General features: G+C 70.4%; 1 protein-coding gene (only partly in view). It reads left to right on the forward strand.

All 23,261 nt of this window come from inside a single coding sequence — locus tag ACFW3F_RS12210, non-ribosomal peptide synthase/polyketide synthase (protein WP_388057594.1), on the forward strand. Of the gene's 40,329 coding nucleotides, 9,697 precede the window and 7,371 follow it; the stretch shown corresponds to coding positions 9,698-32,958 — codons 3,233 (partial) to 10,986 (complete); the first complete codon in view begins at position 3. Both the start codon and the stop codon lie outside the window.

Here is a 23,261-nt window from a genome sequence, read left to right on the forward strand (position 1 = left end):
TCGGCCAGCCGGACAACGGCATCGGCTACGGGTTGCTCCGGTACTCGGACACCGAACTGGCGCATCGCCCGGTTCCGAACATCGGCTTCAACTACCTCGGCAACGTGGCCGGCGCCGGTGCGGCCGGTGCCGCGGGCGACCCGGGCGGTGTCGTCGCATTCCTGCCCGATCCGTCTGCGCCGCGCCTGCCCGGCACCGTCACCGGCGCCATGGCGGTGCCGAACCTGCTGAGCATCAACGCCGGCACGTCGATCGGGGACGAGGGCCGAGAGTTCGTTGCCGGCTTCACCTTCCCGCGCGGTGTCCTGTCTGTTGCCGAGGTCGAGGAGCTCGCGCAGCGCTGGGGCTCCGAGCTCGCGACAATCGTCGAACAGGTCGCCCGGGTCGGCGATCCGGGGCTGTCGCCGTCGGATGTGCAGGGGGCGCGGGTCACCCAGGACGATCTCGACCACGTCGCGCGCACCCATCCCGGTGCGGACGTCTGGCCGCTGTCACCGCTTCAGCGCGGCCTGCAGTTCCAGGCCGAACTCGCCACCGCCGGCCGTGAGGCCGGGGCGGTCGACGTGTACACCGCGCAGGCGGTGGTGACGCTCAACGGTGAGGTCGACGCAGACCGTCTCGCCGAGGCCGTGCGCGAGGTCTTCGCCCGCCATCGTGTGCTGCGGTCCAGCTTCATCCGTGTACCCAGCGGCGAGGTCGTCGCGGTGGTGCCGCAAGCGATCGACATCCCCTGGCGGACAGTCGACCTCGACTCCGCACCGGGTGCTGCTGCCGGCCGAGACGGCGACGGCGGGGTCGCCGCGGTCGCCCGGGCCGAGCGCGGCACGCCGTTCGACCTCGAGTCCGGCCCGCTCATGCGGTTCGTACTCGTCCGGAGCGGCACACGATCGACGCTGGTCGTCACCAGCCACCACATCCTGATCGACGGCTGGTCGAGCCCGCTGATCATGGCCGACCTGTTCGCGCTCTACGCCACCGGTCAGACCTACACCGGCACAGTTGCTGCGGAATCCGGTGCGCGCGGAGACTATCTCGACTATCTGCGATACATCGCCGCGTCCGACACCGAAGCGGGCCTGGCGGCGTGGCGCTCGGTACTGGCCGCCGTCGACGAGCCGTCCCTCGTCGGCTCCGGCCGCGAGGCGACCTCCGATCAGCTTCCGCGCGATCACAGCGTGCTGCTCCCGGCCGAGATAACCTCCGCCGTCGACGACCTCACGCGCGCACGGGGAGTCACCGTCTCGACGGTGATGCAGTTCGCCTGGGCGGTGCTGCTGTCGCGCATCACCGGTCAGCGCACGGTCGTCTTCGGCGAGACCGTCTCCGGGCGTCCGGCCGATCTGGACGGCGTCGAGACGATGGTCGGCCTCTTCATCAACACGCTGCCCGCCGTCGCCGACGTCGATCCGGACGCCCGTGCCGCCGACGTCCTGGACGCGCTGCAGGCGTCGAAGGTGGCAGTGCTCGACCACCAGCACCTCGGGTTGCCCGAGTTGACGGCGCTCGTCGGCCGCGGACAGCTGTTCGACACACTCGCTGTGCACGAGTCGTACCCGGTCGACGCCCAGTCTCTGAAGCAGGGGGCCGACGCCGGCGGTATCGGGATCGAGGATCTCGAGGCGACCGACTCGACCCACTACCCGCTCAACCTGGTGACCGGCGTCGTCGGCGACCGCATCGAGCTGAAGCTCAAGTACCTGCCCGCCGCGTTCGACGAGCATCAGGTGCAGGTGTACTCCGACTCCCTGGTCCGCATCCTCGCCGCCGTGGTGGACGATCCCTCGGTCGAGGTCGGCGCGATCTCACTCGTCGACGATGCCGATTACCGTCGAGCTCTCACCCCGCCCGTCGCGCGGACGCGCAACACCGAGTCGTCGCTGGTGGAGCTGTTCGGCCGATCGGCGATGGCGCACGCAGACCGCCCGGCGGTCAGCGACACCGAGACCACCCTCGGCTACCGCGAACTGGACGAGCGTTCGGCCGCGATCGCCGCGGCCCTGGTCGCCCGCGGTGTCCGTCCCGGTGACCTGGTCGCCGTGGCCCCCTCGCGTAGCACAGATCTCGTCGCCGCCGTCCTGGGCGTATTGCGATGTGGTGCAGGTTATCTGCCACTGGACACGACCAATCCCGCCGACCGCCTCGCCTTCATCGTCGGCGACGCCGGGCCGAGCGCGGTGATCATCGACGAGACGACCGCCGACTTCGACCTGTGGGCACAGCTGGACTCTGTGCCGGTACTCCAGGTCGCGGCTCTGGCGGCGGAGGGCGCCGGGGTCGACCAGACTCCGACCGCGATCCATCCGGATTCCCGCGCATACGTGATCTACACCTCGGGTTCGACCGGCCGCCCCAAGGGCGTCGAGGTGACCCATCGTGACGTGATCACTCTCATGGACACCGCCGCAGGTGATTTCGAGTTCCGCGAGACCGATGTGTGGACGATGTTCCACTCCTACGCCTTCGACTTCTCCGTGTGGGAACTGTGGGGGCCGTTGCTCACCGGCGCGCGCCTCGTCCTGGTGGACCGCGAGATGGCACGCGCCCCGGAGGAGTTCCTCGAACTCCTCGCACGCGAGCGGGTCACCATCCTCAGCCAGACGCCGTCGGCGTTCTATCAGCTCGCCGAGGCGCGTAGGCGTCACCAGGCCGGACTTGCGCTGCGCTACATCGTCTTCGGCGGTGAGGCACTCAGCTTCGAGCAGGTCCGCCGCTGGTTCGACGACAACCCGACCGACACCGCGACGCTGGTCAACATGTACGGCATCACCGAGACCACCGTGCACGTCAGCTTCCGGCCGCTGGATCCGGCGGGCGTGGCGGCCGACGACGCGAGCTTCATCGGACGCCCGCTGTCCTCGCTGGCGATCCATGTGCTCGACGACCGACTCCGTCCGGTCCCGGACGGCATGGTCGGCGAGATGTACGTCACCGGTGGGCAATTGGCGCAGAGCTATCTGCGACGGGCCGGACTGTCGGCATCGCGTTTCGTAGCGTCGCCGTACGGTGAGCCCGGCACCCGGATGTACCGGACCGGCGACCTGGCACGGCGCGTGGCCGGTGACATCGAATACCTCGGCCGCGGCGACGCGCAGGTGCAGTTGCGCGGTTACCGCATCGAGTTCGGCGAGATCGAGGCGGCACTGCTCGCGGTGCCCGGGGTGGGCGCCGCCGCCGCGCGGGTCGTCGAGATCCCCGGTCGTGGCGAGCAGCTGATCGGCTATGTGGTGGCCGACGCCACCTCCGCCACCGATCCGGTGGACTTCGACGTCGCGGGCGTACGACGGACCGTCGGTCGCGCGGTGCCGTCCTACATGGTGCCCGACCAGGTCCTCGTCGTCGACGGGCTCCCGCTCACGGCGAACGGCAAGCTCGACCGGGACGCGTTGCCGCTACCCGAGTCCGGAGCGGTCGCCGAAGCCGCGGTCGCACCGGCGACCGCCGCGGAGACCACGGTCGCCGCCGTCTTCGCCGACGTCCTCGGACTGGACGGTCCCGACGAGATCGGCGTCACGACAAGCTTCTTCGATCTCGGCGGCAACTCGCTGTCCGCGACGCGTCTGGCCTCGCGGGTGGCGGACGCCCTCGGTGTCGACGTCTCGGTGCGCGACGTGTTCGACGCCTCGTCGGTGCGTGATCTGGTGGCCACGGTGTCCGGACGGGGCGCGAGCCTGCCACCGGTGGTGGCGGTCTCGTCGCGACCGGAGCGGATCCCGCTGTCGTTCGCCCAGCAACGCCTGTGGTTCATCAACAGGTTCGAACCCGCATCGTCGACCTACAACATCCCGATCGGATTGCGCCTGCGCGGGCACCTCGACGCCGACGCCCTCCATGCTGCGGTCGAGGACCTCGTCGCGCGGCAGGCCGTGCTGCGCACCACGTTCCCCGACCTCGACGGTGTGCCGTATCAGCAGATCGACCCGGCCGATGACCTCGGCCGTCTCGATTGGTCGATCGTGGGCTCGCAGGAAGAACTCGAAACCGCTGTCACCGCGGGCTTCGACGTCACCGTCGAGTGGCCGATCCGTGCGCGGCTGTGGCCGGTGGCCGACGACGAATTCGTCTTCGTCGTCGTCGTGCACCACATCGCCGCCGACGGCGAGTCGATGAAACCGATGCTCGCAGACCTGATCACCGCGTACGGGGCACGGGCCTCGGGCGCCGAGCCGGTCCACGCCGGTCTCGAGGTCGACTTCGCCGACTACGCCCTCTGGCAGCACGACGTCTTCGGTTCGGCCGGCGATCCGGACTCGCTCATCGCCGCTCAGCTGGCTTACTGGACGCGCCAGCTCGCCGGGGCACCCGACGTCCTGGAACTGCCGACCGATCGTCCGCGTCCGCCGGTGGCCTCTCAGCGCGGCGCCCGCTTCGACTTCGACATCCCGGTCGCGGTCGGCGAGGCGATCGAACGGGTCGCCGCCGAGCGTGGCGTGACCCCTTTCATGGTCGTCCATACGGCCCTCGCGGTTCTCCTCGCGCGACTGTCGGCCGGCGACGACATCGTTGTCGGGACCCCGATCGCCGGACGCGGACAGGCCGCGCTCGACGCACTCGTGGGCATGTTCGTCAACACCCTGGTGCTCCGCGTACACGTCGACGGCGGCGAGTCGTTCGAGACACTTCTCGACCGGGTGCGATCCACCGACCTGGACGCGTTCGCCAACTCCGACGTCCCGTTCGAGACGCTCGTGGAAACCCTGAACCCGGTCCGCACAGAGTCTTTCGCGCCCTTGGCCCAGGTCAACCTGACCTTCGACCAGTCCGCCTCGGCCGACTTCGCGATCGACGCCGAACAGAGCGGCTCCATCGGGGACCTGTCCTTCGAGCCCCTGCCGCCGGCGGCGCCCGGGGCCAAGGTCGACCTGAACTTCGCCATCGACAGGGGTGACGACGGCCGGCGCTGGGCCGGCTCGGTCATCTACGCGACAGATCTGTTCGACGAGTCGACGATCGACGCCCTCACGCGGCGACTCGTCGCCGTCCTGGAGTCGGTGCTCTCGGCGCCCGCACGCCCGGTGGGCGATGCGCACCTCGTACTCGACGACGAGTCGACCCGGCTGCAGGGTTTCGCGGCGGGTCCGCGCATCGAGGTCGGCGCGCCGGACACGGTCGTCGACCTGGTCGCCGCGGCCGCCGCCACCGCACCCGACGCGCCCGCGGTCATCTACGACGACCGGATCGTCGACGCCACCGAGTTCGCCGCGCGGGTGTCACTGCTCGCGCGGGAACTCATCGACGCGGGCGTGGGTCCGGATGTCGCCGTGGGAGTCTGCCTCGACCGGTCGGTCGAGATCATGCTGGCGGTGCACGCCATCGTCGCCGCCGGCGGCCAGTACGTGCCCGTCGACCCGGAGAGCCCGGTGGACCGGGGGCAGTACATCCTCGACACCTCTCGGGTCTCGGCCGTCGTGATCGGACCCGGTGAGACCCCGGCGGTACTCGCCGACTTCGAGGGCCGGATCGTGCGTGCCGACAGCTCGGTCCCGCTCCCGGACGAGCCGGTCGCCGCGGTGACCGATGCCGACCGACTCGGCGTCGTGCATCCCGGCAACGCGGTCTACACGATCTTCACCTCCGGTTCCACGGGGCGCCCCAAGGGTGTCACCGTCACCCACGGTGCGCTGCGGAACACCCTCGCCTGGTTCAGCGACTCCAACGGCGAAGGCGCACATCGCTTCCTGATGAAGACGCCCTATACCTTCGATGCGTCGGTGTGGGAGTTCTTCGGGCCGGTGTTCAGCGCGAGTCCCGTCGTCGTGGCCGAGCCGGGCGGACATCGCGATCCCCGGTACCTGGCGGGACTCATCGAGCGTCACGGCGTGACGTCGGTCAAGTTCGTCCCCTCGATGCTGGCCGCCTTCCTGGACGGCGCGACCGGGGCGGGCATCGAGAAGCTCGCGACCCTGCGCCGTATCTTCTCCGGCGGCGAGGCCCTGCTGCCAGGTCTGGCCACCGGCCTGGCCGCCGAACTGCCCGACGCGCTCCTGGTGAACCAGTACGGCCCCACCGAGGCCGTCGTCGACATCACCTACGGCGCGGTCACCTCGCCTCCGCCGCCGAACATCCCGATCGGCACCCCGGTCTGGAACTCGACGGTGCACGTGCTAGACGCCCGGCTGCGCCCGGTTCCCGTCGGGGTCGCGGGAGAGCTGTATCTGGGCGGCGTGCAGTTGGCCCGCGGTTACGCCTCGCGTTCCGGGCTGACGGCCCAGACCTTCGTCGCGGATCCGTTCGGACCATCCGGAGCCCGGCTCTACCGTACCGGTGACCGTGGCCGGTGGAATGCCGCCGGCGAGCTGGAATACCTGGGCCGCAGCGACTTCCAGGTGAAGCTCCGTGGTCAGCGCATCGAACTCGGGGAGATCGAGTCCGTGCTGGGTTCGGCGCCCGGCGTCGTACACACGGCCGTCGTCGTCACCGCCCCCGCAGGTGGGGGCGAGCAGCTGGTCGCCTACCTGGCCGGCGGTCCGGGTGCACCCGTCGACCTCGACGCCGTCAAGGACGCCGCACGCCGCGGCCTGCCGCAGTTCATGGTGCCGACGACCTGGATGGTCCTCGAGCGGATGCCGCTGACCACCTCGGGCAAGGTGGACCGCCGCGCGCTCCCGGCTCCGGACTTCGGCACGCGTGAGGTCGTCGCACCCGCCGATGACACCGAAGCCGCCGTGGTCGAAGCGTTCTCGGGTCTGCTCGGGGTCGACGACATCGGTGTCACCGACAGCTTCTTCGACATCGGCGGTACGTCGCTCTCGGCGATGCGGCTCGCCTCGCGTGTCTCCGACGTCCTCGGGGTCGAGGTCTCGGTCCGCGACATCTTCGACGCCCCGACGGCCCGTGAACTCGTGGCCCGCACGACCGAGCGCGGCCGAGCGCTGCCGCCGGTGGTCGCGGTGTCGCCGCGACCGGATCGCATCCCGCTGTCCTTCGCACAGCAGCGGATGTGGTTCATCAACCAGTTCGACCCGACGCTGCCGACCTACAACATCCCGACCGTCGTCCGGATGACCGGCGACCTCGACACCGCAGCGCTGCAGGCGGCCATCACCGACGTCATCGCCCGCCACGAGGTCCTGCGCACGACCTTCCCGCAGGACGACCACGGTCCGCACCAGGTGATCTCGGACGCATCGCAGGTGCAGACCCGTCTGGACTTCTCGACGGTCACCTCGGCCGAGGACTTCGAACGGACGGTGACCCGCGGCTTCGACGTATCGGTGGAGTGGCCCGTCCGCGCGTGCCTGTGGCAGGTCGACGCCGACACCCACGTGCTCGGTCTCATCGCCCACCACATCGCCTTCGACGGTGAGTCGAGGAAGCCGCTCGTCGCCGACATGGTCTCGGCCTATGTTGCCCGGAGTGCCGGTGAGACACCGGTCTTCGTGCCGCTGGACGTCCAGTTCGCCGACTTCGCGATCTGGCAGCACGACGTCCTCGGGTCCGCGGACGACCCCGAGTCGGTGCTGGGCCGGCAGCTCGCGCACTGGACCGAGCGTCTGGCCGGTCTGCCCGACGTCCTGGAACTGCCGACCGATCACGATCGGCCCGCCGTCGCCTCCGCACGGGGCGGCCGTCTCGGTTTCGAGATCCCCGCCGACGTCGCCGAGGCGGTGACCGAGACCGCGCGCACGCACGGCGTGACCCCGTTCATGGTCGTGCATGCCGCCCTCGCGGTGCTGCTGGCCAGGTTGTCGGCCACCGACGACATCGCGATCGCGACCCCGGTCGCCGGTCGCGGATCACGACTCCTCGATCCGCTCGTGGGCATGTTCGTCAACACCCTGGTGCTGCGCTCCCGGATCACCCCGGACCTGACCGTCGACGAGTTGCTGGCCCAGGTGCGGGGCACCGATCTCGACGCGTTCACCAACGCCGACATCCCGTTCGAGACACTCGTCGAGCATCTCGACCCCATCCGCTCGGAAGCCTTCGCGCCCCTCGCGCAGGTCCTGCTGACCCTGGGCGAGGCGCTACCAGCCGGACCCGGTGTGCCGGGCGACGACTCGGTCGCCGCAGGCGCCGCACTGCCCGGACTCGCGATCACCCCGGTCGAACCCCCGGAGGTGTCCGCCCAGCTCGACCTGGCCGTCGCCGTCTCGGTCGGCGGCCCCGGACAGGCCTGGGCGGCCAGTGTCATCTTCGCGCTCGATCTGTTCGAGTCCGACACGGTCGGGGAGTTCGCGAACCGGCTGGTCTCGGTGCTCCGCGACCTGACCGGCGCCGGCCGGACCTCTGCTGCGGTGGGCGATCTCGCACTCGTCTCGGCCGCGGATCGTACCCGCGTGTCGGAGTGGTCGGTGGGTGAGGCCAGCGAGTTCGGGCAGCCGGTGATCGCCGAGGCGGTCGCCGCCAGGATCGCCGCGAACCCGGCTCCGGTCGCGCTCGTCTTCGAGGGCCGGCAGCTCACCTACGGTGAATTCGGCTCGCGCGTGGCAGATCTCGCCCGCACGCTGATCGCGGCAGGTGTCGGGCCGGAAGTGGCCGTCGGCGTCTGCATCGACCGGTCGGTGGAGATGGTCGTCGCCGTGCACGCCGTGCTCGCCGCGGGCGGCCAGTACGTCCCGATCGACACCGCCGCCCCGGCCGACCGTGTGCAGTACATGATCGAGACGGCACAGGTGGGCATCGTCCTGTCCGCGGCGGGTACCCTCCCGGAGCCGATCGACGCACTCGACGACCGGATCACCGTGGTGCAGGTGGACGCCTCGCGCGCGGTTCCCGACGCGGCGCCCGTGACCGATGGCGAACGCCGTGCGCCGCTGCGCGGCGACCATCCCGCCTACACGCTGTTCACGTCCGGCTCCACCGGGCGCCCCAAGGGGGTGACCGTGTCGCACGAGGCGGTGATGAACCGCCTCTGGTGGGGACTCGGCGAGTTCCCGTGGGCGGTCGGCGACCGGATCGTGCAGAAGACGCCGTACACCTTCGACGTCTCCGTGCCCGAGTTGTTCGGGCCGTTGCTCACCGGCGCGACCATGGTGATCGCCCGTCCCGGCGGACACACCGACCCGGACTATCTCGTCGACCTCATCGCCTCGTCCCGGGCGACCTCGGTGCACTTCGTGCCGTCGATGATGTCGATCTTCCTCGATCTCGTCCCGTCCGGACGATTCGCCGAACTGTCTTCGCTGCGTTGGGTGTTCGCCTCTGGTGAGGCATTGCCGCCGGCCGTGGTGGCGAAGCTGCACGCACTACTGCCGCAGGTCTCGATCGTCAACCTCTTCGGTCCGACCGAGGCTGCGGTCGAGGTGGCCGTCGCCGACGTGTCCGCCGCGCCCGCGCTGATCCCGATCGGCGTGCCCGTCGCCAACACGTCCACCTGGGTGCTCGACGCCCGGCTGCGGCCGGTGCCGGTCGGTGTGCCGGGTGAGCTGTACCTGGGCGGAATCCAGCTGGCGCGCGGGTACGCGGCCCGGCCCGACCTGTCGGCCGAGCGCTTCGTCGCCGACCCCTACGGCGCGCCCGGGTCGCGGCTCTACCGCACCGGCGACCTCGTGCGCTGGCGCGCCGACGGCACCCTGGAGTACTTGGGCCGCACCGACTTCCAGGTGAAGCTGCGCGGACAGCGGATCGAACTCGGTGAGATCGAGTCGGTGATCGCGACCGTCGACGGTGTCGTGCACACCGCGGTGACGGTGGCCAAGGCGCCGACCGGTGCCGATCACCTCGTCGGTTACGTCGCACCGGAGAACGTCGACCTCGAGCTGGTCAAGACGACGGTGGCCGCCGAGCTGCCGGAATACATGCGTCCCACCGTCTGGATGGCGCTGCCGTTCATCGCGCTCAACACCGCAGGCAAGATCGACCGCAAGGCGCTGCCCGAACCGGACTTCGGGGTGCAGGCCGATGTGTACGTGGGACCGGCCACCGCGACCGAGGAAGTGCTGGCCGCGATCGTGGCGCACCTCATCGGCCTCTCCCGGGTGTCGGTCACCGAGTCGTTCTTCGCACTCGGTGGTGACTCGATCATGTCGATCCAGCTCGCCTCCGCGGCCCGCGCCGCCGGCGTAGACCTGTCGCCGCGAGAGATCTTCGAGCACCGCACGATTCGTGCCATGGCGGCGGCAGCCGACGACGACGCCGCCCGCTTGCCGATGCTCGAGGAATCCACTCCCGCCGGTATCGGGCCGATCCCGGTGTCGCCGGTGGTGCACTGGATGATCGAACATGCCCGGGACGAGGCGGATTTCGCCGATTTCGTGCAGGCCGCCGTGCTCCGGGCCCCGGACGGACTCGACGTCGAGCGTCTGGTCGGGCTCCTCGCCGCGGTCGTCGACAGCCATCCGATGCTCAGCGCGACCCTCGAGCGGACCGACGACGGATGGCAGTCGGGCACCGGTCACGGGTTCGGCAGCACGGCCGCGGTCGTCGAGGTGTCCAGCGCCGCGGCAGTCGGCACCGACGAGTTCGACGCCGACGTCCGCGCGGCATTCCGGTCGGTGTCGGCGACACTGGATCCGCGAACCGGTCAGCTGGTGCGGGCAGCGCTGATCCACGACCGCGACGGTGTCGACCGGGTGCTCCTGGTCATCCATCACCTCGGCGTGGACGCCGTGTCCTGGCCGATCCTCATCGAGGACCTGATCACCGGATGGGCCCAGCTCGCCGACGGGCGGGACATCGAGTTGCGCGACGAACAGACCAGCGCCCAGGCATGGACGAACGCCCTCGCGGCGCGGGTCGACACGTGGGAAGCGCAGCTGCCGTACTGGCTCGAGCAGCTGCCCGCACGACAGACCCCGCTCGGCGTGACGCTCGACCCGACCCAGGACGTCATGTCCACCGAACGTCACGTCTCCCACGAGATCGGTTCGGCGGTCACCCGGTCGGTACTGACCGCGGTGCCCGAGGCATTCGGCGGCAACGTCAACGACGTCCTGCTCGGGGCGTTCGCCCGCGCGGTCCGCTCGTGGCAGTCCCGGCGCGAGATCACCGACGGGGCACCCATCACAGTCCTCACCGAGGGCCACGGCCGGTACGAGGAGGTCCTCGCGTCCGGTACGGCACCGCGACGCGCGGACCTGTCCCGATCGGTGGGCTGGTTCACGACCATCGTCCCGGTGCGCCTGGACCCCGGCACCGATGCGGTGCACGCGGTCAAGGCCGCGAAGGAAGCGCGACTCGCGCAGCCGGACAACGGAATCGGGTTCGGGTGGTTGCGCTACGGCAGCGGGGACGAGGGTGCCGGTGGCGGCTCCGAGGTCCTGGCCGCCCGGCCGCTGCCCAGCATCTCGTTCAACTACTTCGGTGCCGGCGGCGGAGCGGCAACGGAAGCCGAACCGCTGCCGTTCACCCACGCCCCGGACGCACCGATCCTCGGATCGTCGGCATCCGGGCGGATGGTGGCGCTGAGCACCCTGGGTGTCAGCGTGACCACGGCGCACGACGAGCAGGGAAACCGGAGACTCGTCGCCGGTGCGAGCTTCCCGGGTGCGCTCTTCGCTCCTGACGAGGTCGCAGACCTGCTCGAGTTGTGGGCGGCCGAGCTCTCGGCGCTCGTCGATGTGGTCGGCGCGGGAACCCGCGTCGGGCTGTCCCCGTCAGACGTGCCGGGTACCGGCGTCACGCAGCGTGACCTGGACGATCTCGCCCGTGTCCATCCGGGTGCCGCGGTGTGGCCTCTCACGCCGCTACAGCAGGGCCTGTACTTCCAGGCGCAGCTCGCCGCATCCGGCGAGGACTCCGGAGCCGTCGACGTCTACGTGACGCAGGTGGTCCTCACGCTCGGCGGCCGCGTCGACGGCGACCGGCTACGCCGATCCGCCGAGCAGTTGTTCGCCCGGCACCGGGTGATGCGGTCGGCATACCTGCGCACCGCGAGCGGCGCGGTCGTCGCGGTGATCCCCGAACATGTCGAGATCCCCTGGCGGGTCGTCGAACTCGCCGAGGATGCGACCGTCGAGGCAGCGGAGGCGGAGATCCGCCGCATCGTCGAGGAGGAACGGCTCACGCGGTTCGACCTCGGGCGCCCGCCCCTCGTGCGCTTCGTGCTCGTGTGGCACGGCGGCCAGGCGCACCTGGTCGTGACCAACCACCACATCCTGATGGACGGTTGGTCGGGCCCGCTGGTGCTGGCCGACCTGCTCGCCCTCTACGCGACCGGTGAGACCTATACGGGTCAGACCTCTTCCACCGCACTCGATTTCGCCGATCACGTCCGGCGGCTGGCGTCGTCCGATCACGAGGCGGGGATGGCCGCGTGGCGTGCGGTGCTCGCGCCCGTCGAGGGTCCGACCCTCGTCGCGCCCGGTCTGGAGGCCACCGACGAGGAACTGCCGCGGCAGCACCGGGTCATGCTCGACGAGGAGACCACCGCCGGTCTCGAGGAACTCACCCGGACCGAGGGCGTCACCGTCGCCACGGTCATGCAGTTCGCCTGGGCGGTTCTCCTGTCCCGGATGACCGGCAACCGGGTCGTCGTCTTCGGCGAGACCGTCTCGGGCAGGCCCGCCGATCTGCCCGGCGTGGAGACGATGGTCGGCCTGTTCATCAACACGCTGCCCAGCGTCGTCGACGTCGACCCGTCGGCGACCATCGTCGAGGTACTTCGCAGCCTCCAGGCTGCCAAGGTGGCCGTCATGGACCACCAGCACCTCGGTCTGTCCGAGCTCACCCCGCTCACCGGCACGCCCCAGCTGTTCGACACACTGACCGTCCACGAGTCGTTCCCCATCGACACCGACGCGCTGTCGTCGCAGGACACCGAGGGGATGGCCGACGGTCTCGTCGTCGCCGACGTCGACTCGCGGAGCACCACCCACTATCCGATCAACCTGATCACCGCGGCCGCGGGCAGGCAGGTGTCGCTGCAGCTGAAGTACCTGCCGGCGGCGTTCGGCGACGACCAGATCCGCGTCTTCGGCGAGATCCTGGTGCACATCCTGGAGACGGTGTCCCGCCGTCCTCACGACCGCACCGCCGACATCGCCCTGGTGTCCACCGGCGACCGACTCGATGTCGCGGCATGGTCGAGCGGACTCGACGTCGAGATCGGCGGCGAGCTCACCGTGGTCGATCTCGTCGCCGATGCGCGAGCACGTGCGGCCGATCGCCCCGCCGTTCTCTTCGACGACCGCGTCGTGAACTACGACGAGTTCGCGGCCCGGGTGAGCAGCCTTGCGCGAGAGCTGATCTCGCTGGGTGTGGGACCTGATGTCGCCGTGGGCGTCTGCATCGACCGTTCGGTCGAGGTGATGGTCGCCGTGCACGCCATCGTGGCGGCGGGCGGTCAGTACGTGCCGATCGACACCGAATCACCGGTCGAGCGCACGCAATACATGATCGACACCGCGAACGTCGCCATGGTGCTCACCGGTGCCGAGCGCCCGGAAGCGCTTGCGGGTGTGGATCTCCCGGTGGTCGTCGTCGACGCCTCCGCGCCGGTCGATACCGCGGTAGCCCCGGTCTCCGACGCCGACCGACCCGTCCGCGTGCTGCCGGATCATGCCGTCTACACGATCTTCACCTCCGGATCGACGGGACGTCCCAAGGGCGTCACCGTCACCCACGGCGCGCTGCGCAACACCCTCGAATGGTTCACCGAGTCGAACGGCCCGGGTGAGCACGTCTTCTTCTTGAAGACGCCCTACACATTCGACGCCTCCGTGTGGGACTACTTCGGCGGCATCTTCGCCGCCTCGCCGGTCGTCGTCGCGGAACCGGGTGGCCACCGTGACCCGGTCTACCTCGCACGCCTCATCGAGCGTCACCGGGTGACGACCGCCAAGTTCGTCCCCTCGATGCTCGCGGCGTTCCTCGACGGTGCCACCGGTGCCGGAGACGCCGACCTCGGGTCGATGCGCCGGATCTTCTCCGGCGGCGAGGCGCTGAGCCCTGCGCTGGCCGGAGGACTTCTGCGGCTCCTGCCGGACCTCGGTCTCTACAACCAGTACGGTCCCACCGAGGCGACCGTGGACATCACCTACGGACGCGTGGACCGGCCGACGCCGAACATCCCCATCGGGGCACCGGTGTGGAACTCGACGGTCCGCGTCCTCGACGACCGGCTGCGCCCGGTCCCGCCGGGCGTCCCGGGCGAGATGTACCTGGGCGGACCCCAGCTGGCACGGGGCTACGCCTCGCGTCCGGGGCTCACCGCCGAGACCTTCGTCGCCGATCCCTTCGATCCCCGCGGCGGGCGCCTGTACCGCACGGGTGACCGCGCCCGGTGGAACACCGACGGCGTGCTCGAATACCTCGGCCGCGCCGATTTCCAGGTGAAGCTGCGCGGCCAGCGCATCGAACTCGGTGAGATCGAGTCGGTCCTGGCCTCGGCCCCGGGTGTCGTGCACGTGGCCGTGGTCGTCGCCACCGCCCCGAGCGGCGGCGAACAGCTGGTCGCCTACGTCGCCGGACGCCCCGGCGAGGACGTCGACCTCGATGCCGTACGCGGTGCCGCAGCCCGCGGGCTGCCCGACTTCATGCGTCCGACCGTCTGGATGGCGCTGCCGGAGATGCCCCGCACGACGTCGGGCAAGGTGGACAGACGGGCGCTGCCGCGGCCCGAGTTCGCCACGGGCGACTACGTGGCCCCCGAGACGCCGGAGGAGACCGCGGTCGCCGAGGTGTTCGCCGAACTCCTCGGGGTCGAGCGGGTCGGTGCCACCGACAGCTTCTTCGAGCTCGGCGGCAACTCGCTCTCGGCGATGCGCGTGAGTGCCCGCGTGGGCGACGCGCTGGGGGTCGAGGTCTCGGTGCGCGACGTGTTCGAGGCCCCGTCGGTGCGAGAGCTGGTGTCGGCGTTGACCGGCCGTGGATCCCGGATCGCTCCGGTGGTCGCGGTGTCGCCGCGACCCGATCGGGTGCCGCTGTCGTTCGCGCAGCAGCGCATGTGGTTCCTCAACCGCCTGCATCCGAGTGCGCCCACGCACAACATGACCATCGTGCTGCGGTTGTCCGGCGACCTCGACGTCGACGCACTGCACACAGCACTGGCCGACGTCGTACGCCGGCACGAGGTGCTGCGCACGACCTTCCCCGACGTCGAAGGCGTGCCCTTCCAGCTGGTGCATCCCGAGGACTCGGTCGCCGAGGGGCTCGACTGGCAGGTCGTCGACTCCGAGGCCGACGTCTTCGCCGCGGTGACCCGGGGATTCGACGTCACCGAGGAATGGCCGTTCCGGACCCGCCTCTGGCCGGTCGAACCGGGCGAGTTCGTGCTCGCGGTGGTGTTCCACCACATCGGTGCCGACGGCGAGTCCATGGCACCGCTGGTCGCCGACCTCGTCACCGCCTACAGCGCACGCGTGGCCGGTCACGCACCCCAGTTCGCCCCGTTCGCCGTCCAATTCGCGGACTACGCGATCTGGCAGCACACCGTCCTCGGCTCCGTCGACGATCCGGAGTCCGTTGTCGGACGCCAGTTGGCTTACTGGGCCGAGCAACTCGCCGGTGTCCCGGATGTGCTCGAACTGCCGTCGGATCGACCCCGTCCGCCCGTCGCGTCCGGCCGAGGGGCCCGTGCGCAGGTCGAGATCCCCGCGGAGATCGGCGAGCGCATCACCGAGCTGGCGCGCGGCGCCGACGTCACACCGTTCATGGTGCTGCACGCCGCGGTGGCGGTCCTGCTCGCCCGGTTGTCGGCGACCGACGACATCGCGGTCACCACGCCGATCGCGGGTCGCGGTCAGGCCGAACTCGATCCGCTGGTCGGCATGTTCGTCAACACACTCGTGTTGCGTACGCGCATCGACGGTGCCCAGCCCTTCGAGCAACTCCTGTCGGCAGTCCGCGACGTCGACCTCAACGCCTTCGCCCACGCCGACGTGCCGTTCGAGACGGTGGTCGATCGGCTCAGTCCCGTGCGGTCCGAGGCCTTCGCGCCGCTGGCGCAGGTCATGTTCTCCTTCAGCCCGTCGGCGACCGCCGCCGAGGCTCTCGGCGACGCCGCCGGGATCACGGTCACCCCGTATGCGGACGTGATGGTCTCGTCCCAGATCGACCTGTGGATCACGGTGTCCTCGCGGCCGGCGGGTCAGGACTGGCCGGTGAACCTCGACTACGCCACCGATCTGTTCGACGAGTCGTCGGTCGTCGAGTTCGGCGATCGGTTCATCCGCCTGCTCGACGCCCTCACGACGTCTCCCGGGCACGCGGTGGGCGATGCGTCGTTCGTCGCGCCTGCGACGACGGTCGCCATCGAGTCCGCCGAGTGGGGCGAGCGGGTCGCGCTGCCACCGGTCCAGACCGTCAGCGACGCCGTGTCCGCACAGGCGCAGCGCACCCCGGAGGCCACCGCGCTCGTCTTCGGCGATCGCGAGGTCTCCTACGCCGAGTTCGCGGCGCGGGTCAACACGCTGGCCCGTGACCTCATCGACGCGGGTGTCGGGCCGGATGTGGCTGTCGCGCTGTGTATCCCACGGTCCGTGGAGATGATGGTCGCGATCCATGCCGTGGTCGCCGCTGGTGGCCAGTATGTGCCGGTCGACGTGGCCGCGCCGGCGGATCGCGTCCGCTACATGTACGAGACCGCGGGTGTGCGGGTCCTGCTCGTCGCCGACGCCGACGGGGTCCGCGACGCCGTGGCCGCTGCCGGTGACACCGGGGTGCGGGTCATCCCGGTCGACGCCTCGGCGCTGGTCGATGTGGACGCAGTGGCCGCTGCACCGGTGTCCGACGCCGACCGTCGCACGCCGTTGCGGGGCGACGACGCCGCGTACACCCTGTTCACCTCGGGCTCCACCGGCCGACCCAAGGGTGTGACCCTGTCGCACGCCGCCGTCCTGAACCGGTTGTGGTGGGGGCTCGACGCTCTGCCGATCGGCCCCGACGACGTCGTCATGCAGAAGACGCCGTACACCTTCGACTGTTCGGTTCCCGAGCTGTTCGCTCCGCTGGCCATCGGTGCCCGCGTGGTGGTGCTCGCCGACGGCGGCCACCTGAACCCGCGCCAGGTCGCCGACGAGATCGCCCGCACGGGAACGACGATGGTTCATTTCGTGCCGTCGATGCTGTCGGTGTTCCTGGAGGTCGTCGACCGCGAGCAACTCGCGGCACTCGACACCATCCGCATCGTCTCGACCACCGGTGAGGCGCTGCCGCCCGCCGTCGCGGCACCGGTCCGCGAGATCTGGCCCGACGCATGGTTCTTCAACCTGTACGGCCCGACCGAGGCGGCGGTGGAGATCACCTTCGAACGCATCCACTCCGTCGCGGCCGACGACCCGACGGTGCCCATCGGTATCCCGGTGTGGAATTCGTCGGCGGTCGTGCTCGATTCCCGATTGCGCCGCGTACCGGCCGGTGTCCCCGGCGAGCTCTACCTCGGCGGGATCCAACTGGCGCGCGGTTACGCCGCCCGCCCCGACCTCACTTCGGAACGCTTCGTCGCCGACCCCTACGGCGAGCCCGGTTCGCGCCTGTACCGCACCGGTGACCTGGTGCGCCGCCGTCCCGACGGGGTGCTGGAGTACCTGGGCCGCACCGACTTCCAGGTCAAGCTCCGCGGCCAGCGCATCGAACTCGGCGAGATCGAGGCGGTCATCGCCTCGGCTCCCGGCGTCGTCCACGCCGCGGCGACGGTCGCCACCGTGCCCGGCGGCGGGGAACACCTCGTCGGCTACCTCGCGGGTGCGCCAGGTGAGAGCGTCGACCTCGACAGGGTGAAGGCCGTGGTCGCCGAAGCTCTTCCGGGCTACATGCGGCCCACGGTGTGGATGCCGGTCGAGGACATCGCGCTCAACACCGCAGGCAAGATCGACCGTCGCGCGCTGCCCGAGCCGGTGTTCACCGCCGGTGAGTACGTCGCCCCCGCCGGCGAGGCGGAGGCCGCGGTCGCCGAGGTCTTCGCCGACATCCTCGGCGTGGACCGCGTCAGCGTCACCGACTCGTTCTTCGACCTCGGCGGCAACTCGCTCGCAGCGATGAGGCTCGTGGCGCGGGTGGGTGAGGTCACCGAGGCCGAGATCTCGATCCGGGAGCTGTTCAACGCCCCGAGCGTCCGAGAACTGACGCGTGCCACCACCGATCTCGGTGCGGCTCTCGCCCCGATCGTCGCCGTCGACCCACGCCCGGAACGGATTCCGCTGGCGTTCGCGCAGCAGCGGATGTGGTTCGTCAACCAGGCCGACACCACCTCGTCGGCCTACAACCTCCCGGTGGTCCTGCGGCTGTCCGGCGCACTCGACACCGACGCCCTGCACGCCGCGCTGATCGACGTGGTGTCGCGCCACGAGTCGCTGCGGACCACGTTCCCCTCGTCCGAGGGGATGCCCTACCAGAAGATCAACCGCGCGACGTCGGTCGCGGCCAAGCTGGACTGGCAGGAAGTGTCCTCGCAGGCCGAGATCGAGGCGGCGGTCTCCGCCGGCTTCGACGTCTCGCGGGAGTGGCCCATCCGCGCCCGGATCTGGGAGGTGGCGCCCGACGAACACGTGTTCGCGGTGATCACCCATCACATCGCCTCGGACGGGCAGTCGATGACGCCGCTCGTACGTGACGTCGTGACCGCCTACCTCGCCGAGTCCGCCGACACCGACCCGGAATTCGCCGATCTCGACGTCCAGTTCGCCGACTTCGCGATCTGGCAGCACGAGGTGCTCGGTTCGCCCGAGGACCCCGAGTCCGTCGTGGGCCGTCAGCTCACCTACTGGACCGACCGCCTCGCCGGCCTGCCGGACGTGATCGAGCTGCCCACCGACCGTCCCCGGCCCGCGCGGGCCAGCCAGCGCGGCGGCCGCGTCCTGTTCGGCGTCCCCGTGTCGGTCGGCGATCGCATCGCCGGGTTCGCCCAGGAGACCGGAACCACCCCGTTCATGGTGGTCCACGCGGCACTGGCCGCCCTCCTGTCGCGGCTGTCGGCCAGCGACGACATCGCCGTCGGCACACCGATCGCCGGTCGGGGGCAGCGCGTGCTCGATCCGCTCGTCGGGATGTTCGTCAACACCCTGGTGTTGCGGACGACCGTCGACCGCGACCGCGGCTTCGCCGACCTGCTCGCCGAGGCCAAGGACGCCGATCTGGCGGCCTTCGCCAACGCCGACGTCCCCTTCGACATCGTCGCCGATGCGGCCGGCGCCCAGCGATCGGCGGCCTTCGCGCCGTTCACGCAGGTCTGGCTCACCTTCGACCAGTCGACCCTGCCGGAACTGGCCGGGCCGGATCTCTCGATCGGTGAGGTCGCCGGCCTACAGGTGAGTTCGGTGACCACCGAACGCATCCCGGCACGCGTCGACCTGCTGGTCGCGATCTCGCAACCCGGCGGGTCGGAGGACTGGTCGGGTGCGATCACCTACGCGACCGACCTCTTCGACGATGCGTCCGTCGTGCGACTGGCCGAGCAGCTCGTCACGCTGCTGACCGAGTCGCTGGCACAGCCCGAGCTCCCGCTGCGCCAGATCTCGCTCGGCGAGACCGTGTCCGTGGCCGAACTCGCCCGCGCCGCAGCAGAACCGGAGCCCCGCGCGACGGTGTCCATCGCCGACTCCGACGCGGTCGTCACCGGCGGACCCGGTACCGAACCGGTGATCCTGGCCGACATCTTCGCGCAGGCGGCTTCGAAGTGGGGACCCCGGCAGGCGGTCGTCGACGCCGACAACGTCATGCTGTCCTACGCGGACCTCGACGCGCGGTCGAACCGACTGGCGCGCTGGCTCATCGGGCAGGGTATCGGCCCGGAGAAGCTGGTCGCACTCGCGATCGGCCGGTCCGCGCAGCTGCTGACCGCCATCTGGGCGGTGGCCAAGACCGGCGGTGGTTACGTACCGATCGACCCGGACTACCCGGCCGACCGGGTGGCGAACATGGTCGAGGACTCCGGCGCGGTCCTGGGACTGGCCGTGGAGGCCTCCGGATCGCTTCCGGGCGAACGCTTCTCATGGGTGCGGATGGACGACACCGAGCTCTCCGCCGCGATCGAGGCGCAGAGCGACGCACCGATCGCCGAGTCCGAGCGGCTCGCACCGGTGCGGGTGGGCAACGTCGCCTACGTCATCTACACGTCCGGTTCCACCGGACGGCCCAAGGGCGTCGCGGTGACCCACTCGGGTCTGGCGAACTTCGCCGCGGAGGAAATCCGCCGGTCGGGTGCCGACGAGTACTCACGGGTCCTCGGATTCGCCTCGCCGAGCTTCGATGCCTCGGTGCTGGAGTATCTGCTCGCGGTCGTCTCGGGTGGTGTTCTCGTCTACCGGTCCGCCGAGGCCGTGGGCGGCACACCGCTGCAGGACCTCATGATGCGTCAGGCCATCACGCACACATTCCTGACGCCGACGGTGCTCGCGTCGATCGAACCGCAGGCGGTTCCGGCGCTGCGCGTCGTATATGCGGGCGGCGAGGCGGTGCCGCAGGCCCTGAAGGACGCGTGGGCTCCCTTCCGCCGCATCCAGAACCTGTACGGACCCACCGAGACGACGATCGGCGTCACGATCAGCGCCCCGATGGCCGTTGGGGAACCCGTCGCCCTCGGCGGGCCGCTCGCCGGCGTCGGCCTGATGGTGCTCGACGCCCAGTTGCGCCCCGTTCCCCTCGGGATCGCGGGTGAGCTGTATGTGAGCGGGGGAGCGTTGTCGCGCGGCTACCTCGACCGTCCGGGCCTCACCGCCGATCGGTTCGTCGCGAATCCGCACGGACACGCCGGCGATCGCATGTACCGGACCGGCGACATCGTCCGGTGGAAGCAGGACTCCACCGGTGCCCCGGTCATCGAATACTCGGGCCGCAGCGACGACCAGGTCAAGCTCCGCGGCCTCCGCATCGAACTCGGCGAGATCGAATCGGTGCTGGCCGAGCACCCGTCCGTCCGCTCCGCGGTCGTGATCGGTGTCGGTGGTTCGGTGGCGACCGCACTGGCCGCCTACGTGGTGGCCGGAGACGGCGCCACGATCGATACATCGGAGCTGAGAGCCTTTGTCGGCGAACGGCTCCCGTCGCACATGGTGCCCGCCTCGGTGGCAATTCTCGACGCGCTGCCGCTCACCCCGGTGGGCAAGCTGGACAAGACGGCGCTGCCCGAGCCGGTCATCGAGGTCGGTGACATCGTCGAGCCCGAGACCGAGCAGGAGGCCGCGGTGGCCGCGGTGTTCGCCGATGTCCTGGGGCTCGAGCGGGTCAGCGTGACCGAGTCGTTCTTCGACCTCGGCGGCAACTCGTTGTCGGCCACCCGCGTGGCGGCGCGTGTCGGCGAGGCGCTCGGCGTCGAGACCTCCGTACGCGACCTGTTCGAGGCCCCGACGGTGCGCCAACTGGTGGCCGAAGTGTCCGGCCACGCCGAGGCGCTGCCGCCGATCCTCGCGAACTCGCAACGGCCGGAACTGGTCCCGCTGTCTTTCGCGCAGCAGCGCATGTGGTTCATCAACCAGTTCGACCCGTCACTGCCGACCTACAACATCCCTGTGGTGCTGCAGGTGACCGGCGACCTCGACACCGAGGCCCTGCGTGCGGCGATCGTCGACGTCGTCGGCCGCCACGAGGTGCTGCGGACCACGTTCCCGTCTGTCGAGGGTGTGGCCTATCAGCTCGTCGCACCGCGCGATCAGATCGCCGACCGTCTCGACTGGGGGATCGTGGACGATCAGCGTGGACTCGAGTCCGCGGTCGTCGCCGGCTTCGATGTCGCGGCCGACTGGCCGGTCCGCGTGCGGGTCTGGCAGATCGCACCGGATCGTGCGGTCGTCGCGGTGGTCGTGCACCACATCGCTGCCGACGGCGAGTCGATGAACCCGCTGCTCGCCGACGTGATGACCGCCTACGATGCCCGGGTGTCGGGCGCCGAGCCCGGCTTCGAGCCCCTCGAGGTGCAGTTCGCCGACTACGCCCTGTGGCAGCACGAGGTACTCGGCGACGGCTCCGATCCGAACTCGGTCGTGGGCGCCCAGTTGGCGTACTGGACCGACAAACTCGCCGATCTGCCCGAGGTGTTGACCCTGCCGTCGGACCGGCCCCGCCCGCTCGTCGCGTCCCAGCGCGGCGGACGTGTGGTCGCCGCGATCCCCGCCGAGGTCGGCGAGCGAATCCGCGACCTCGCGCGGGAGTCGGACGCGACGCCGTTCATCGTCGTCCACGCCGCTCTCGCGGTGTTGCTCGCGCGCCTGTCGGCGGGTGAGGACGTGGCGATCTCCACCCCGGTCGCCGGCCGCGGTCAGCGGGTTCTCGACCCCCTGGTGGGCATGTTCGTCAACACCCTCGTGCTGCGCGCGCAGGTCGATCCGTCGATGTCGTTCGCCGAACTGCTCGAGCAGGCCCGCGAGACCGACCTCGAGGCGTTCGCCAACGCCGATGTCGCCTTCGAGATGCTCGTCGAGAAGCTCAACCCCGTGCGGTCGGAGGCGTTCGCGCCACTGGCCCAGGTGATGCTGACGTTCGGTCAGACGGCGCTTCCGGAGATGGGCGCCGACACCGCACCGGCCTCCGTCGCCGGTCTCGACATCGAACCGATGCCGCCGAGCGAGCCGCCGGCGAAGCTGGATCTGACGGTGGGCGTGAGCGTTCCCGACGGCGACGCCGACTGGCCGCTCTCGCTCGTGTTCGCCCGGGACCTGTTCGACGAGGACACCGTGGCCCAGCTGGCCCGGAGATTCGTCGGGCTGCTCGACCAGCTCACGACGCACGTCGAGGCCCCGGTGGCCGACGCGGCGCTCCTCGAACCGGCCGAGATCGAGGACATCCTCCGCCGCTCGCGCGGTGCGGAGCACACCGTCCCGGCGGGATCGGTGGCCGATGCCATCTCGTTTCTCGAGGCGCGGTCGACCGACACGATCGCGCTGACCTTCGCCGACCGTGAGTTGTCCTACCGCGAGTTCGGCGCCAGGGTCGCCGAACTCGCCCGCGAGCTGCTGACACTGGGCGTCGGCCCGGATGTCGCCGTGGGCGTGTGCATCGACCGGAGTGTGGAGATGGTCGTGGCCATCCATGCGGTGGCCGCGGCGGGTGGGCAGTACGTGCCCATCGACACCGCGGCCCCGGCCGATCGTGTGCGCTACATGGTCGAGACGGCCGGTGTGCGGATTCTCCTCGTGGGACCGCGACCCGTGCAGGCCGATCTCGCCGCGCTCGAGGACGGGATCCGCCGGGTGGTCGTGGACTCCGACCGCGAGATCGACCTCGCCACAACGCCGGTCGCCGATGCCGAGCGAGTGCGGCCGATCCGCGGCGACGACGCGCTGTACACGCTGTTCACCTCCGGATCCACCGGCAGGCCCAAGGGCGTGACGGTCTCGCATGCCGCGGTGATGAACCGGCTCCGCTGGGGCCTGGACGAGTACCCGTGGACGGTGGGTGACCGCATCATCCAGAAGACGCCGTACACCTTCGACGTCTCGGTCCCCGAGCTG

The sequence above is a fragment of the Gordonia sp. NPDC058843 genome, from assembly GCF_042743165.1.
Classification (GTDB): Bacteria; Actinomycetota; Actinomycetes; order Mycobacteriales; family Mycobacteriaceae; genus Gordonia.